Genomic DNA, 17,132 nt, shown 5'->3' on the forward strand with positions numbered 1-17,132 from the left:
GATTACATAATTTGAGACAGTTGAAAACGAACTTGCACTAAGGTTTGGATGTCTTTAACAGGTTTAAAGCAGCCTTTAAGTTTTAGTCTGTCAGCCTTACTTAAGGTTTTTACATCTACAAATCGACCAGAGTCGTTATGCTTTAATCCTTGGTTGGCACGATAGCGCAATAATACTTTAAAGGCATTGATACAAGAGTCATACAAATCGGCATTTTGAGGCTCTAATTCTTGTAGCTTTTTGTAACGTGCAATAGTACTATTAAACTCTTTAACATGATGCGATAGGATTAATAATCTAGCGGCATCTACTAATGGCATAATAGCTCGCTTTTTTATATCGAATTGGTCTTTATGTTCTCCTGAATCTTCTACCAAAAAGTTTCTAAAAAAGCTTAAAGGTGGCGGATTTTTAAGCGCATTTAATCCTAAGAAGTTTAGAAAGATTTGATACTTTTCTATAGACTCAAAAATGCTTTTTGACATTTTATGTACTAGCTTGTGGTTACCATAGACTAAGTCATAATCAAAGAAGATGTTACATAGTAAAATCTTTTCTTGTGTTGGATGTGTGATCCAGCTATTAAATTGCGCTTTCCATTCGGTTAGCGTCAAACACCAATCTGGGTTACGTGCCATCATATTGGCAGGACAATAGTCAAAACCAATATGATGTAATTGGTCATTTATAGTATTAGCTAATTTTAAAAAGTAGGCTCTAGCCGTTTCAATATCAGACTCATGTAAATTTTTATCACTAAAAACTAAAGCGTTGTCTTGATCGGTCATTAATAGTTGTTCTTTACGACCTTGACTGCCTATGGCTAACCAAGCAAATTTGGCTGGTGGTTTTTGGTTAAGCTGAATAATACCTAACTCTATAACCTGTTTGGTTACCGCATCATTTATTGCAGAAATAATATTAGCGGTAAACACCATAGGTAAACTTTGGTCTAAATAATTTTTAAGTAACGTTTGTGCTTTTTCTCTAATATACTTTAAACTTTCTGCAGTTTTTGCGCGTTTAATTTCTTTAATTAATACTGCTGGGTTATTACCATGAACAACAATTATATCATGCTCTGATAACATGCCTATAATTTTAGACTGATCAGTACCGTCTTCGGTAATGCATAAGTGTGAAATTTGATGTTTTAAGGTGGCTATTTGAGCTTCGGCAACCGTGATTGTTGGTGGAAATGATAATACAGGTGAAGACATAATTGTTGTTACAGGCTCGTCTATATGATGAATACCGGTAGCAATTTGATTACGTAAGTCTTTATCAGTAATTATACCTATAGGTTTTTGATTTTTAGTAATTACAATAGAACCTACATTGTGCTCTTTCATGATTAAAGATGCTGCCTTAATACTAGTTTCTGGAGTACAACATATCGGGTTTTTAGAATATATAGCAGATTGTGCTTCTGTAAAACCTGAAGCATCAGGTTTTAAAAACTCAAGGTGACCTAATAAAGTACCTTTATCGTCTTTTGCGTATGGGTTACGCGTATTAGTTGCAAAGCTAGCCATGATAAATTGGTTAGCTTTTGGATTACTAATAATAATGTCTTGCAATAGGGTAGAAGAGATACTGTAAATGATACTTTCTTCTATAGCTTTAGCATCTAAAAAATATTGATCTTTACGTATTAAGGCACGTAAGCCAAAAATATCGCCTTCATCACATTGATCTACTAATTTGTTTTCATGATATACACCAATTGCACCATTTTTTACTACGTAAAATTCATCTTTAATACTAGTTCCTTGTTTAAAAACAAAATGGTTAGGCTCTACATATAATACTTTAACTTGAGAAGATATAGTTATTAATTGCTCATAAGTTAACGCATCAAAAGGAGGAAAACCTTTAAGGAAATCTAGTATACGTTCAGCAATTGTGTTTTTATTCATCTTACTAATTTAGAGAAAAAATAAATGCTGAATGTTGTATTGGGTTTATAATGTGCTAATTATATATAGCTTGCTAATGACTATTGAGATTCGTTCAGTTCTTCCTAAATTTAACTAAGTACTTCGATAATACTTCGACAGGCTCAGTATGACAATTCAGTGAAGAACTAAGTAAACATCGGAATGACATATGAGTTGTCATTTCGAGGACGAATGGACGAAGCAATCTCTAAATAATTAACCCCTTAATTTTAATAATCTTCTTCTGGTACGCTAGTTAAAGTCTTTAAAAAAGCAATAATAGCTTGTTGCTCTTCTGTGGTTAGGTTAAGCTCATCAAAAGGTAAGGTTTGATGAGGTAAATCAAAACCAAGTCCGCCACCACCACCACGATTATAAAAATCCATAACTTGCTCTAAACTATCATAAACGCCGTTATGCATATATGGCGCTGTTAGTGATACGTTACGCACGGTTGGTGTTTTAAACATCCCTTTGTACAAGTTTTCTTTATACTTAAAATAAAACCCTAAATCGTCATCATTTTCTTTATTTGCAGCAGTTTTAGGAACACCAATAACTTCTTTTTCTGTTTCTGAAAAAAATGGAGGTACAGTACCATTAGTTAAAGGCATAAAATGGCAGGTAGCACATAATGCTTTTCCCATAAATAGATTATAACCTAAGCGTTCTTGGTCTGTAAAATCATTAATTTCTCCTCTAATATTTTGATCAAATCTAGAGTTAAAACTATTTAAAGTTGAAATGTAAGATGAAAGTGCTTTTATAACTTCAGTATTTTTCTTCGGAATTTTTCCATATGCAGCTTTAAATGCTTTTATGTAAGAAGAATCTTTAAGGATATCTTCTGAAAACTGATGCACATTGGTATTAAATTCCTTTTCGTTTAAAAACACAGAAGCTATTTGTTCTATCATCGTTTCTGAGCGTCCATCCCAAAAAAAACTACGCTGAAAAGCACTATTAATTAAGGTTGGTGTATTACGATCTAAAGGTTTACCATTGTTATCAAGACTAGTTGTCAATCCGTCTGCATATCCTTTATTTGGTGAATGACAAGTTACGCAAGCCATATTGTGATTAGCCGATAGGTTAGGATCAAAAAACAACTTTTTACCTAAGTCAATTTGAGCTTTAGAAGGATTACGATTATTAACAGCAGTAAAATGATTAAGATTAAAACTGTTATTTTCAAAAAAAGTAGGTGCATCAAAATTGAAAGGATCTGTAGTTGTTGGTTCCCAAATATCTGCAGTTTTACGAATATTTACCCATTGCGTAGTAATAGGATTAAGGTAATCTCTTGTAAAGGTAAAACGATCAAATGTATCAAAATTGGTGTTGTTTTCAACGTACTTTACTGCGTTTTCAATACTGTTTTTAAATTGTTGATCTAAAAGTGCATCTTTTTTTATAATACTAGGTTGAAGGGTAAACTCATACACCTTATATAAGCTATTTAAAGACGTTGCTGTTTCTTTAATGCCTAGATGACTAACAGGTGTATCAAAACCAGAAATATCTAAACTAATTAGTCTAAATAACTGCTGATGTGTAGCTCTAAAAAAGCGTTGAGGTGTAAGTTGACGTTTGGTCATATCGCCTTTTAAAACTAGCATTAATCCTTGTGTGATTTTAATTTCTTGATTAAAGTCTTTGTCTGTAATGTCTTGTTCGTATACACTTTCTTCAATTTTTTGAAGACCGATAGGATATAATATTTTACCAGTGTCTTCTTTATACACCGGTAAAGCAGGACCGTTGGTACGATGACCAACTTCTGGATTAAGGTAAGACGCAAAAGGTTCGGCAATTTTAAAAGCTTCTCTTGCTTTAGCAAAATAGTATTTAGATTTTGTACCATTAACACCAGCTTGTTTTAAGTTGTCAAGATAGTTTATGGCTTTATCCATATGTTGGATGTAATACGTTTGTGCTTTTTGCCATGTAATAACATCTACAGTTTTCATTGCTGTAGTTGCGCTATTGCTTTTCTGTTTACAAGCAATAAAAAGTAGAGTAGTGGTAAGAATAGAAAGTTGAATAAGTGTTTTCATCTAAAAACGATATAAATAATAAAAATGAATCTTCACAAGACGTGAAGATTCATTTAGGATTAAAATAAAGAGATAGTTTATCTTGGTAATCCTTTTAACAACACAATTTGTCCACCTTGGTTATGTGGTAAGTTATTAGATACAAAATCACTGCTTTTCCAGTAATGTGGTTGTAGATTAAGTAAAAAAGTATCTGGTTCTCCTATTTTATCAGAGATGTCGATTAATGCACCAAATTCACCAGAAAATGCATCACTTCCGTTAGGTTCTAAATTAGCTTCAATTTTTAAATCTAATACAGCTAATGGGTTGCTACCATTTAAATCTGTTTGGTAGATTCTTGCAGCATGGTTACGGCTAAAAGAGTTTGGATCTTCTTGAATATATACATAGTTTTCTGTAACACAAATGTTATCAGGACTTTGTAGGGTAGATAAATTTCCATCCATATTGTTAGTATCTGTATTACCGCTAACAATTTGTGTTAATTGACCTTGTAAAGGGTTGTCTGCATCTAATTGTAATTTATAAACGGTTCCCCAATCGTTGTAAGTTCCTTGTCCTGGACCACGACCTGTAACAGCAAAGTATACGTTACGTCCGTTATCATCACTTCCTTTTTGGTAGTCTACATCTTCTACACGCATAAATTGAGAGGCGTATACGTTAGAGCAAGCCGTTTCCATTTCGTTTTTAGTTAAGCTAGCACCGTTAACAATTTCTACAAACTCTACATCGTAAGTCATACCAAAATCTAAGTCACCTTCGTTATATACAGTGTTAGCAGCTACGTCTTGTACGCCGCCAGATCCGTTAGAAATTTGCTTAAATCTTAATACGTAAATTTTACCATTATCTAAATCTGCATCACCGTTTTCTGATAAGTACATAGTTACCTGACCTTCAGATCCGCTAGAGTCATCATCACCACCAATAATTACTGTTTTACCAGCGTAAGCATTTTGAGGTAATGGCACAGCATTTTCCCAAGAAAATTCACCTAAAGCATCTAATCCAAAATCTGCAGTAGGCGTAGGAGTTTCAATCCAAGGGTCAATACCTTTCACGTCATAAGAAATACTTTCTGATGCCGATAAGAATAAATCTTGAGATCCACCATGTACAGCTGCTTCCCACATAGTACCAGAACATTGTCTTGCATAATCTGCAACACCAGCGTTAAGTAACCATTCACCTTGTATAGGATTCATGTATTTATCAAAACGAATTCTAGATACACTATAATCATCTTCTGCATTAACAACATAAATATATTCGTCTCCATCTTTTAAAAATCCAGCACCATCTTGTGCGCCAACTAAACGGAAACCGTTAGATAATACGTCTGTAGAGCTAATTAAAGAGTACGCATTTACGTTACTAAAATTAGGGTTAATATTTACTAACGGGTTTAAAGAAGATTTGTTAGAAAAAATGGTTTCTGTAGGCGTAAAGTCTTGACCATCTTGTCCGTCTTGACCGTTTAATCCATCTTCGCCATCACATGCCAAGAAAGAACTTCCAACAGCAGCTACTAAGCTAAATTGTAAAAATAGTTGTTTAAATGTGTTCATTTTAAGGTTGTTTAAAATTTGATTTTGAACAAAACTACTCTGACATTATTCTTTATAAGTTAACTTAAATTAATGCTTAGATTAATTAAATTTCACGCTACTGTTACTAAGTTAAGTAATTGTAAAAACGGGTTTAACTTGTTTATTTTTAGGTTTTTGGAGTTGAATTATAGCTTTTTGTAGTTAACCTACTTTTAAAGATGATTTAAGTTTAAGATAACTTAATCCATTAAAAAATAGAGTGAATTTGCAGAAAAAACAATGGACTTATTTTTAATTGCTTTTGGCGCTTTATTCTCTATTATTAATCCTTTAGGGACTGTACCTGTTTTTGTGGGGTTAACGCAAGAACACTCTAAAAAAGAACGAGCTAAAATTGCGTTTTGGACTGCTTTAGATGTATTAATTATTCTGTTTTTATCCTTTTTTGCAGGACAATATATATTATCGTTTTTTGGGATTACATTAAATGCACTAAAAATAGCAGGTGGATTAATTATAACCTCTTCGGGTTTTGCTTTATTGACAGGTAAATTTAGAGAGCATAAAGGTATGAAGCGCAAACGTGTACAAGAAGATATACATAATAGAGACGCTATTAGCTTAACGCCTTTAGCAATACCAATGTTAGCAGGACCAGGAACAATATCTTTATTAATAACCTACAATCAAGAGTATACATTAACTAAAAACGTTTTAATAATCCTATCTGCAGTACTACTTGTTACCATTGCAATATATTTAATACTTAAAAGTGCACATTTTATAGTAAAGTTTTTAGGCGCGTCTGGTATTAATGCTTTATCAAGAATTATTGGTTTTATTGTTATATCAATAGGTGTGCAGTATATAATTTCTTCAGTAGAAAATATTGTAATAAATTTATTAAACTAATTTTCTTTGTGTACTATATTTTAGTACATAAAAGGTTATTAACGATAGTAAACCAAATACAGAAAACCCGATAAATAAAGGTAGTACAGATGTGTGTACAAAGCTACCAATGTAGTTAGCAATTGGTACCGCCATAACTGTAGATATAAACCCGTTAATTGCTGCACCAATACCGGCAATATGCCCTAAAGGCTCCATTGCTAAAGAACGGTAATTACCAAAAATAAACCCAACAGCAAAAAACTGAATTAAGAAAAAAGAAATTAAAACTCCAATACTTGGGTTATTTCCAGATATAAATAAAATGACATATAAAATTGAGATTAAAAAGTAGGCAACAGTAGCATAAAATGCAATGTTACGCGACCCAAAACGCATAACCAATCTACTATTAGTAAAGGTAGATAACCCAATAGACAGCGCAGTACTAGCAAAAAAGTAAGGAAACAATTCGCCTAAATTATATTGATCTTGATAAATCTGTTGTGAAGTGCTTAAATACACCATAAAAGATCCAGTAATAAAACCAGAAGTTAGTGTAAAAGCTACCGCTTCTTTGTGTTTAAAAAACTCCTTTGTGCCAGTAATAAAAATGCTAGGAGAAAATTTAATACGTTTACTTTTATCTAATGTTTCTGGTTGACGTTTCCAAAACCATAACATAACAACAGATCCAAATATAAGATTAGCATTAAAAATAGCACGCCAATCAAACCATTCTAATAGTATTTGGCCAAAAGTAGGAGCTATAACAGGTACCAGAATAAAAAACATAACAATTACAGATAGTAGTTTTGCCATAAAATCGCCACTAAAAGAGTCTCTAACCATAGCAATAGATATTGTCCTTGGCGCAGACAACCCAACACCTTGTAATACTCTAGCAAACAACATCATCTCGAAGTTTTTTGTAGTAACACAAATAATACTAGAAATGATAAAAATAAAAAAGCCTATGTAAACAATAGGCTTACGACCGTAACTATCAGACAACGGTCCAAATATTAACTGCCCAAAACCAATCCCTAAAAATATCATGGTAATTAACCATTGTGTACTTTTAGGATCAGTAATATTTAAATCTTCGGCAATGTTAGGTAAAGCAGGTAATAATGCATCTATGGTTAATGCAACAATAGACATTAAAGATGCCATTAATGCTACAAATTCATTCTTAAAAGCAGGGTTAGAGTTTTGCATCTTGCAAAATTAGCTAATGCTTAAAAGGTGTCATATTTTATAATGATAATAGAATGTTAATTTTTAAAAAATAAGCTAAGCAAAACAGCGTAAATTATTTCAACTTCAAAAGTCAAAAATGATCTATTTAGCGTTTTATTACTCTTAAAATTCACCGATAAAAACTTCGGTTTTTAAGTTTTTTTTACAAAAAATTAACAGTAAATTTTTATCATTTCAGTAATAGTAAGGGATAACCAATTGTTGATAATTATGTGGAAAAACTAAATGGTATTTTTTGAATACGCTCGAAATAAAATCGCAATTTTATAATCCTTTTAAGACACAAAAAAATCAATTACCATCATGCAAATTAATCACATTATCAAGAGGGATTTTACGACTGTACCTTTTCAGCTTAGTAAGATTACCAATGCGATTCTAAAAGCGATGACCGCTTTAGAACACGGGAGTTTAGAAGATGCAGAGCGTGTATCTCAACTAGTAGAAACTAGCCTTTTAAAGCATAAAGAGAATGATCCAAATTACATTCCTACGGTAGAAACTGTTCAAGATGCAGTAGAAAATGCTTTAATGGAAAGTCATTTTTTAGATGTAGCAAAAGCCTACATATTATATAGAGATGAACAAGCCAGAAAGCGTAAGACAAATATCTTTGAAAAACGTATAAATCTTAAGCCATATGAGTATCCACAATTATATGAATATGTTCCAGCAATAAGACACTCATATTGGATACATACAGAGTTTAACTTTACAAGCGATATTCAAGATTTTAAGGCAGGATTGAATGAAGTAGAGCGTAGTGCGATTAAAAATACAATGTTAGCTATTTCTCAAATAGAAGTTGCAGTAAAATCGTTTTGGGGAGATATTTATCACCGTATGCCAAAACCAGAAATTGGATCTGTAGGCGCAACATTTGCAGAAAGTGAAGTAAGACATCATGATGCATACTCACATTTATTAGAAATTTTAGGATTAAACAACGAGTTTAAAACCTTAAAGAAAAAACCTGTGATTATGAAGCGTGTGCAGTATCTTGAAACTGCACTAAAAAACGCAAAAAGTGAAGATAACCAAGAGTATGCAGAGTCTATCTTGTTATTTTCATTGTTTATAGAACACGTGTCTTTATTCTCACAGTTCTTAATTATCATGGCGTTTAACAAGCATAAAAACGTATTAAAAGGAATATCTAACGTGGTAGAAGCAACTTCTAAAGAAGAGCAAATACACGGAGATTTTGGAATTGATATTATAAAAATTATAAAAGACGAAAATCCAGAATGGTTTGATGCAGCGTACGAGCAAATGATAAAAGATATGTGTCTTGAGTCTTTTGAGTCTGAAAGCAAAATAGTAGACTGGATTTTTGAAAAAGGAGAAATTGAGTTTTTACCAAAAGCAGTGGTTAATGAGTTTATAAAAAACAGATTTAACAACTCCTTAGAAAGCATAGGTATTGATAAAATATTTGAAGTAGACGAAAAACTACTAGCAGAAACAGAATGGTTTGATGATGAAATTATCGGAACCAAACATGGCGACTTTTTTGTAAAGCGCTCTATAAACTATAGTAAAAGAACCCAAAGTATAACCAGTGATGACCTTTTTTAAATGATAGAACAAAATAAAAACCAGACCCAGGAAGCTCCAAACCAAGAAAAACAAACGGAAGCTAATCCATTAATAGATGCAAGAAAAAAGTCGTTAAACCAAATAAAAACTTCTGGAACAGGAGGATTTAAATGGTTAACAGATCATAGTAGACAGTTTTTAGCAGCAGGCTACTTAACTGAAGGCGTAAGCGCAGAACAGCGTATAAGAGAAATAGCAGATAGAGCAGAACAAATTTTACAAATACCTGGTTATTCTGATAAGTTTTATAACTACATGTCAGAAGGATACTTTTCTTTAGCATCACCAGTATGGTCAAACTTTGGAAAAGAAAGAGGTTTACCAATTAGCTGTTTTGGATCGCATGTAGATGATGATATGGGTAACATACTTTACTCACAATCAGAAGTAGGAATGATGTCAAAATTAGGAGGTGGTACCTCTGGCTACTTTGGAAAAATAAGACATCGTGGATCTGAAGTAAAAAACAATGGTTATGCTTCTGGAGCAGTACATATCATGCAGTTATTTGAATCTATGGTAGATGTTGTTAGTCAAGGGTCAGTAAGACGTGGACGTTTTTCGCCATACTTACCAATAGAGCATCCAGATATTAATGAATTTTTAGAAATTGGTACAGAAGGTAACCCAATACAAGAGTTAACACATGGTGTAACTGTTACCAACCAATGGATGCAAGAAATGATAGATGGTGATGTAGACAAGCGTAGCACATGGGCAAAAGTATTACAGCGTAGAGGTGAAATGGGTTATCCTTACATTTTCTTTACAGATAATGCTAATAACAATGCAGCAGATGTTTACCAAGACAAAAAGTTACCAATCTATGCAAGTAACTTATGTACAGAAATTATGTTACCATCTAATGACGACTGGTCTTTTGTATGTGTATTATCTTCTGTAAATGTATTACACTATGATAAATGGAAAGATACAGATGCAGTAGAAACTATGGTATACTTCTTAGATGCGGTTATTACTGAATTTGTTGAAAAATTAGAAGTATACAGAGACTCTCCTAATCGTGATGACAGACAAACCTTTATGTTTATGGAGCGCGCCTACAACTTTGCTAAAGAAAACCGTTCTTTAGGTTTAGGTGTATTAGGATGGCACTCGTTATTACAATCTAAAATGTTACCATTTAACAGTCAAGAAGCGTTTAGTTTAAACAGTGAGATCTTTAAAGTGATTAAAGAAAAATCTTACAAAGCTTCAGAAGAGTTAGCAGAAAAATTTGGAGAACCAAAAGTATTAAAAGGTTACGGAAGACGTAATGCAACCTTAAATGCGGTAGCACCAACAACATCTTCTGCATTTATCTTAGGGCAAGTATCACAAGGTATTGAGCCAATTTGGTCAAATATTTATGTAAAAGATATCGCTAAGATTAAAACCACTATTAAAAACTCTTATTTAGAAGATTTATTAGAATCTAAAGGTAAAAATACAACCGAAGTATGGAGAAGTATTAGAGATAACGACGGATCTGTACAGCATTTAGATTTCTTATCAGAATTAGAAAAAGATGTATTTAAAACTTATTCTGAAATAGACCAAATGGATATTATTTATCAAGCAGCAAACCGTCAAAATCATATTGATCAAGGACAGTCTGTTAATATTATTATTCATCCAGATATGCCAGTAAAAGAGATTAATAAAATACATGTTACAGCATGGAAATTAGGATTAAAATCGCTTTACTACCAGCATAGTATGAATGCTGCACAAAAATTTAAACAAAAGAAAGATTGTGCTAGCTGTGAAGCTTAGTCAATAAATTTACAATTAAGTGTTATAAAAAAAATCCCGATATTTTACATCGGGATTTTTTAGTTTTATAAAGGAATATTACCATGTTTTCTATTAGGTAATACTTCTTCTTTGTCTTCCAACATGGTAAACGCTTTAATTAATTTACGTCTGGTATCTTTTGGTAAAATCACTTCGTCTATAAATCCGCGTTCTGCAGCTTTATAAGGATTAGCAAATAAATCTGCATATTCTGCTTCTTTTTCTAACAGCTTTTCTTCAGGATTATCGGCTGCTTTAATTTCTTTTCTAAAGATAATTTCACTAGCACCTTTTGCACCCATCACAGCAATTTCGGCACTTGGCCAAGCGTAATTTAAATCGGCACCAATATGCTTAGAATTCATTACATCATAAGCGCCACCATAAGCTTTACGCGTAATAACAGTTACTTTTGGCACAGTTGCTTCACTTAATGCATACAGTAATTTTGCACCATGTACAATAATTGCATTCCATTCTTGATCGGTACCAGGTAAGAAACCAGGGACATCTACTAATACTAATAACGGAATATTAAAGGCGTCACAAAAACGAGTAAAACGAGCTGCTTTACGCGAACTATCTACATCTAAAACTCCTGCTAAAAATAAAGGTTGATTAGCTACAATACCAACGCTTTTCCCACCAATACGAGCAAAACCAACAATGATATTTTCGGCAAAATCTTTATGAATTTCAAAAAAGGAATCTTCATCAATAATACCGTTAATTACCTCATGCATGTCGTAAGGTTTACTAGCATGATCTGGTATAATATTCATTAATTGTTCGCGAGTTTCTTCACCTAAAACATAAGGAAGATCTCTTGGTTTTTCTAAGTTGCTTTGTGGTAAATAACTTAGTAGACGTTTAACATCTTCTAAACATTCAACATCATTTGCAGAAGTTGTATGTGCTACACCAGATTTTGTACTGTGTGTACTTGCGCCACCTAATTCTTCACTAGTAACGGTTTCGTTAGTAACCGTTTTTACAACGTTTGGACCTGTTACAAACATGTAACTTGTATCTTCTACCATCATGGTAAAGTCGGTCATTGCAGGAGAGTATACTGCACCACCAGCACATGGTCCCATAATTGCTGAAATTTGCGGAATAACACCAGAAGCTTTTACATTACGGTGAAAAATATCTGCATAACCACCAAGCGATCTAACACCTTCTTGGATACGTGCACCACCAGAATCGTTAAGACCGATAAATGGTGCACCAACCTTAAGTGCCATATCCATGATTTTACAAATCTTTTCGGCATGTGTTTCTGATAGCGCACCACCAAAAACAGTAAAGTCTTGTGCAAATACATAGACAAGACGTCCATCTATTGTACCGTAACCAGTTACGACACCATCACCATAAAACTTTTGGTTTTGCATCCCAAAATCTACCGTACGATGTGTGACTAAAGCACCGATTTCTTCAAAAGAACCTTCGTCCATTAAGTACTCGATACGTTCTCTAGCGGTTAGTTTTTTCTTTTCGTGTTGTTTATCTATTCTTACTTGTCCACCTCCTAATTTGGCAAGTTCAAGACTGCGCTTAGCACAAGCGTGCAAAATGACATAAAACTCATATTAATTAGTTGGTACTCTTAATTGTTTTTGATCTTCTAAATACTGTTTTACAGCAATTAAAGCGGCTATTTTAGCTTCTTTTTCTGTTTGTTGCTGTAAGGCTTCTGGCGAATAGTATTTTTTTACGAAGTGTGTATCAAAGTTTCCAGAGGTAAACGCTTCATGTTGACAAACAAATGCACCAAAAGGTAAAGTGGTTTCTATCCCTTTTACTTTATATTCTGAAATAGCTTTAAGCATAATTTGTATAGCTTCTTCACGTGTTTTACCATAAGTAATTAATTTGGCTAACATTGGATCATAATAAATAGGAATGTCCATACCTTCTTCAAAACCGTTATCTACACGAATACCATCACCAATAGGAATTTGGTATTGCTCTAAGTGACCAACGCTAGGTAAGAAGTCGTTTAAAGGATCTTCAGCATATACACGAAGCTCTAAAGCGTGACCATTTATTTTTAAATCTTCTTGTTTTATAGGAAGCACTTCGCCACGAGCGACTTGAATTTGAAGTTCCACTAAATCAACACCAGCAATAATTTCGCTTACAGGATGTTCTACCTGTAATCTGGTATTCATCTCTAAGAAATAAAAGTTATGTTGATCATCTAATAAAAATTCGACTGTACCAGCACCAACATAGTCGCAAGCTTTGGCTACTTTAATAGCAGCTTGTCCCATTTTTTCTCTTAACTCAGGAGTTAATACAGCACTTGGTGCTTCTTCTACTACTTTTTGATGACGACGTTGTATGCTACATTCGCGTTCAAAAAGGTGAATGACATTACCGTGTGTATCTGCCATTACTTGAATTTCGATATGTCTAGGAGAGGCTACATATTTTTCAATAAAAACAGAGCCATCACCAAACGCGTTAACCGCTTCACTAATGGCACGATTCATCTGTGATTCAAAATCGGCTTCTTTTTCTACAATACGCATTCCTTTACCGCCACCACCAGCAGATGCTTTGATTAGGATAGGAAAGCCAATGCCTTGCGCTATTTTTTTAGCTTCAGGGATATCTGTAATAGCCTGATCTGTACCAGGTACCATTGGTATATCGTAGGCTTTAACGGCGTCTTTAGCTGCTAATTTGCTACCCATTACTTTAATGGCGTACGATTTTGGACCGATAAATGTTACGTTATTTGCTTCGCAAAGCTCTGCAAAGTCTGCATTTTCACTTAAAAAGCCATAACCAGGATGTATCCCGTCTACGTTGAGTTGTTTTGCAACTTCTATAATTTTTTCGCCTAATAAATAAGATTGGTTAGAAGGAGCTTCACCAATTAAAACAGCTTCATCAGCAAATTTTACATGAGGCGCATTACGATCTGCAGTAGAGTAGACTGCAACGGTTTTAATACCCATTTTTTGGGCAGTTTTCATGACTCTTATTGCGATTTCGCCACGGTTGGCGACTAATATTTTTTTCATTTTATTCAAATTCAATTAATAGTTCGCCTTTATCTACAGTAGTACCTTTTCCGCCAGATACAGATTTTATAATACCTTCACGAGGCGATAGGATACTATTTTCCATTTTCATGGCTTCAAGGATTAAAAGTGGTGTGTCTACTGAAACTTCGTCACCAGGTTTTACCAAGACGTCTAAAATAAGACCAGGCATTGGCGCTTTAATTTCGTTTACTTTTTTAGAAGCACCAATTTCAAAACCTAAAGATTTTATTAGTTGATCTAAATCGTTTTCGATATTTACCGTGTAATTATTATTGTTTATATTAACGGTATAGATTTTTTTATTGAAGTTAGATGCTAAAATTTCAGCCTTATAAGATGTGTTGTTGTCAAGGATATGGTAAGATTGATTGCTAACCTTAACGCTATCTAATGCTGAAATATCTTCGGAAGTTACCTCAAATTCTGAGTTGTCATTAACTTTGACTTTGTAGGATATATTCATTGTTTTAATTGTATTTAATTACTTGTAAAGATACTGATAAATACATTTTTTATCCCAAGTTATAAAGTATTATTTGCTAAAAAGACATAGTTGTTAGTTTTTAAAAAAAGATCCTTTTTGGTGACGTTTTATAGCTTTTCTTGATAAGAATAATCCTAAGGCTAGAGATATAAATGCTCCAACCCAAATACCAGGTATAAAATTTATAAATAAAAAGAAATCGTAAGCACCATGAAAAACAATAGCTAACAACAAACCACAAAGGTTTAGAAAAAGCTTATTAGGTTTAAATTTTGCCATACCCATAAAATATCCCATTAAAATACCAAATGTAGCGTGAGCAGGTACAGCTGTAAATGCCCTTAAAAGTGCAGTGCTAGCACCGTGTTGCAATACATACATTATATTTTCGGTTGCAGCAAAACCCATAGAAACCATTACGGCGTAGACTATGCCATCAAAAGGCTCGTTAAATTCTTTATGACGCTGAGCAAATAACAATACAATTAGGTATTTACTTAACTCTTCGGAGAAGCCTACAACAAAAAAGGCTTGTTTAAACTGCTCCCAAACACTTAGTTTATCTACTAAAGGTAAAAAGTTATTAAAGAATATGTAAAACACCGTAGTAATGATAACGCTAACAATAGCACCAAGGAAAAAGGAAATAACCAAGAGTTTAGTAGGCTCTTTTTCATATTTGTCTTTAAAGTAGATATAGGCAATCACCGTAAAAATTGGTGCTAAAGCCATAATGATAAGTTGTATGACTGACATTTAATGTGTTTTTTTGGTTATGGCTTTTAAAACGGTAATGTAATAATCATAATTACTAGAAACAAAGTGTCCGTTTTTATCGTTATTATCTAATAAGTCTTTAAATTGAGAAGTGCTTACCAATTTTAAAGCTTCAACTTCTTCTTTTTGAGGAGTTAATTCAGATAAATCAACGATTAATTTTGCTATAAATGTATGATGAAATTCGTTATCAATCATTCCATTTGGATAGGTTTGAAAACAAGGAAATACACCAATTTTTTCTAAGTCGTCTTCTTGTATTTTAAGCCCAATTTCTTCTTTAATTTCTCTAATGGCTCCGCTTTCAATAGTTTCACCTGCATCAATATGTCCGGCAACACTAACGTCCCAAAGTAGCGGACAAATAGCTTTACTAGCAGCACGTTGCTGTAGTAAAATTTCTCCTTTAGAAGTATATAACCAAATGTGTACGGTATTATGATACCAACCTTTTTTGTGTATTTCGGTTTTTGTAGCAGATTTACCTGTTGGTTTACCTGATTTGGTGACTATGTCTATGTATTCTTCCATTAAAAAAAGATTCCCACTTTCGTGGGAATTTATTATTTAAAGTAACTAAATGTTTCTCCGTCTTCAATTTTAAGTAACGTTTCGTAAATTAACTTGATTACGTTTTCTACATCATCTTTATGTACCATTTCTACTGTAGTATGCATGTAGCGTAATGGTAAAGAAATTAATGCAGAAGCAACGCCGCCATTACTGTAAGCAAAAGCATCTGTATCTGTACCAGTAGCTCTGCTTAAGGCACTACGTTGGAATGGGATTTTTTTAGCTTCGGCAGTATCTGTAATTAAGTCGCGTAACTTTTGTTGTACTGCAGGTGCATAAGCCACAACAGGACCAAGTCCAATTTCTAAATGACCTTCTTTTTTACGGTCAATCATTGGTGTTGTTGTATCGTGCGTAACATCTGTAACGATAGCAACATTAGGTTTAATGGTTTGTGTAATCATTTCTGCACCACGAAGCCCAATTTCTTCTTGTACAGAGTTAGTAATGTATAATCCAAAAGGTAATTTCTTTTTGTTTTCGTGTAATAAACGTGCCACTTCCGCAATCATAAATCCACCCATACGGTTATCTAATGCACGACAAACAAATTTATCTCCATTTAGGATATGAAACTCATCTGGATAGGTAATTACACAACCTACATGAATACCCATTTTTAAGACTTCTTCTTTATCTTTTGCACCTATATCAATAGTAATGTTATCTGGTTTTGGAGCTTCTTCTTTAGCTTTATTACGTGTATGTATTGCAGGCCAACCAAATACACCTTTTACAATACCGTTTTTTGTATGGATATTTACAATTTTACTTGGTGCAATTTGATGGTCGCTACCACCGTTTCTGATGACATAAATAAGTCCGTTATCAGAAATATAGTTAACGTACCAAGAGATTTCGTCTGCATGCCCTTCTATAACAACTTTGTATTTAGCGTCTGGATTAATAACGCCAACAGCAGTACCGTAAGTATCCGTGATAAATTCATCTACATAAGGTTTTAGATAATCCATCCATAACTTTTGTCCGTCCCATTCGTAACCCGTAGGCGCAGCATTATTTAAATATTTTTCTAAAAAGTCCATTGACTTTTTATTAAGTATCGATTTTTTTGCCATTTTTAATTAATTTTTGTCTAAAATAACAATATTCACAGTTATTTAATAGTTAGA

13 protein-coding genes are annotated in these 17,132 nt (G+C 33.3%); 3 read left to right on the top strand and 10 right to left on the bottom strand.

Annotated features, from left to right (window positions below; all coding sequences use genetic code 11):
* Positions 1-2: 2 nt before the first annotated feature.
* The 3 genes from WA327_RS14410 to WA327_RS14420 all read right to left on the bottom strand — a co-directional run bounded on the left by WA327_RS14410 (position 3) and on the right by WA327_RS14420 (position 5,571).
* Complete coding sequence (locus tag WA327_RS14410) at positions 3-1,919, bottom strand: DUF294 nucleotidyltransferase-like domain-containing protein (RefSeq protein ID WP_336070880.1); 1,917 nt, start codon at positions 1,917-1,919, stop codon at positions 3-5.
* A 251-nt stretch (positions 1,920-2,170) separates the two neighbouring features.
* The gene (locus WA327_RS14415) at positions 2,171-3,997 is read right to left on the bottom strand and encodes a cytochrome c peroxidase (protein WP_336070881.1); all 1,827 of its coding nucleotides are present in this window, start codon (positions 3,995-3,997) and stop codon (positions 2,171-2,173) included.
* A 77-nt stretch (positions 3,998-4,074) separates the two neighbouring features.
* Positions 4,075-5,571, bottom strand: a complete 1,497-nt coding sequence (locus tag WA327_RS14420) for a hypothetical protein (protein WP_336070883.1) — start codon at positions 5,569-5,571, stop codon at positions 4,075-4,077.
* A 261-nt stretch (positions 5,572-5,832) separates the two neighbouring features.
* On the opposite strand from WA327_RS14420, the gene WA327_RS14425 reads away from it, so the two are divergent.
* Positions 5,833-6,465 (top strand): MarC family NAAT transporter, encoded by a 633-nt coding sequence (locus tag WA327_RS14425; protein ID WP_336070885.1) that lies wholly within the window; start codon positions 5,833-5,835, stop codon positions 6,463-6,465.
* On the opposite strand, the gene WA327_RS14430 is transcribed toward WA327_RS14425, so the two are convergent.
* Positions 6,457-7,665, bottom strand: coding sequence for a multidrug effflux MFS transporter (locus WA327_RS14430; RefSeq protein WP_336070886.1), 1,209 nt, complete (start codon positions 7,663-7,665; stop codon positions 6,457-6,459). The genes WA327_RS14425 and WA327_RS14430 overlap by 9 nt on opposite strands.
* 345 nt (positions 7,666-8,010) lie before the next feature.
* Here WA327_RS14430 and WA327_RS14435 point away from each other — a divergent pair, with 345 nt between their 5' ends.
* On the top strand, positions 8,011-9,285 hold the full coding sequence (locus WA327_RS14435) for a ribonucleotide-diphosphate reductase subunit beta (RefSeq protein ID WP_336070888.1): 1,275 nt from the start codon (positions 8,011-8,013) through the stop codon (positions 9,283-9,285).
* Positions 9,286-11,082 (top strand): ribonucleoside-diphosphate reductase subunit alpha, encoded by a 1,797-nt coding sequence (locus WA327_RS14440; protein WP_027879904.1) that lies wholly within the window; start codon positions 9,286-9,288, stop codon positions 11,080-11,082. It begins immediately after the preceding gene.
* Between the two features lie 65 nt (positions 11,083-11,147).
* Here the strand turns inward: WA327_RS14440 and WA327_RS14445 are convergent, their stop codons facing one another.
* The 6 genes from WA327_RS14445 to WA327_RS14470 form a co-directional block, all read right to left on the bottom strand.
* A complete protein-coding gene (locus WA327_RS14445; RefSeq protein ID WP_336070890.1) occupies positions 11,148-12,680 on the bottom strand; it encodes an acyl-CoA carboxylase subunit beta in 1,533 nt (510 codons plus the stop codon).
* 18 nt (positions 12,681-12,698) lie between these two features.
* Positions 12,699-14,141: an acetyl-CoA carboxylase biotin carboxylase subunit gene (accC, locus tag WA327_RS14450; RefSeq protein WP_336070891.1), complete on the bottom strand. Its 1,443-nt coding sequence runs from the start codon at positions 14,139-14,141 to the stop codon at positions 12,699-12,701.
* 1 nt (position 14,142) lies between these two features.
* Complete coding sequence (locus WA327_RS14455) at positions 14,143-14,628, bottom strand: acetyl-CoA carboxylase biotin carboxyl carrier protein subunit (RefSeq protein ID WP_336070893.1); 486 nt, start codon at positions 14,626-14,628, stop codon at positions 14,143-14,145.
* 93 nt (positions 14,629-14,721) lie between these two features.
* The gene (locus WA327_RS14460; RefSeq protein WP_336070894.1) at positions 14,722-15,405 is read right to left on the bottom strand and encodes a PrsW family glutamic-type intramembrane protease; all 684 of its coding nucleotides are present in this window, start codon (positions 15,403-15,405) and stop codon (positions 14,722-14,724) included.
* Positions 15,406-15,957, bottom strand: coding sequence for an NUDIX domain-containing protein (locus tag WA327_RS14465; protein WP_336070896.1), 552 nt, complete (start codon positions 15,955-15,957; stop codon positions 15,406-15,408). It abuts the gene before it with no gap.
* Between the two features lie 32 nt (positions 15,958-15,989).
* Positions 15,990-17,078 carry a M42 family metallopeptidase gene (locus tag WA327_RS14470; protein ID WP_336070898.1) on the bottom strand — a complete coding sequence of 363 codons (1,089 nt, stop codon included), beginning with the start codon at positions 17,076-17,078 and terminating at the stop codon, positions 15,990-15,992.
* Positions 17,079-17,132 lie beyond the last annotated feature (54 nt).

Origin of the sequence: Mesoflavibacter sp. CH_XMU1404-2 (assembly GCF_037029465.1) — a bacterium.
In the GTDB taxonomy this organism is placed as follows: Bacteria; Bacteroidota; Bacteroidia; order Flavobacteriales; family Flavobacteriaceae; genus Mesoflavibacter.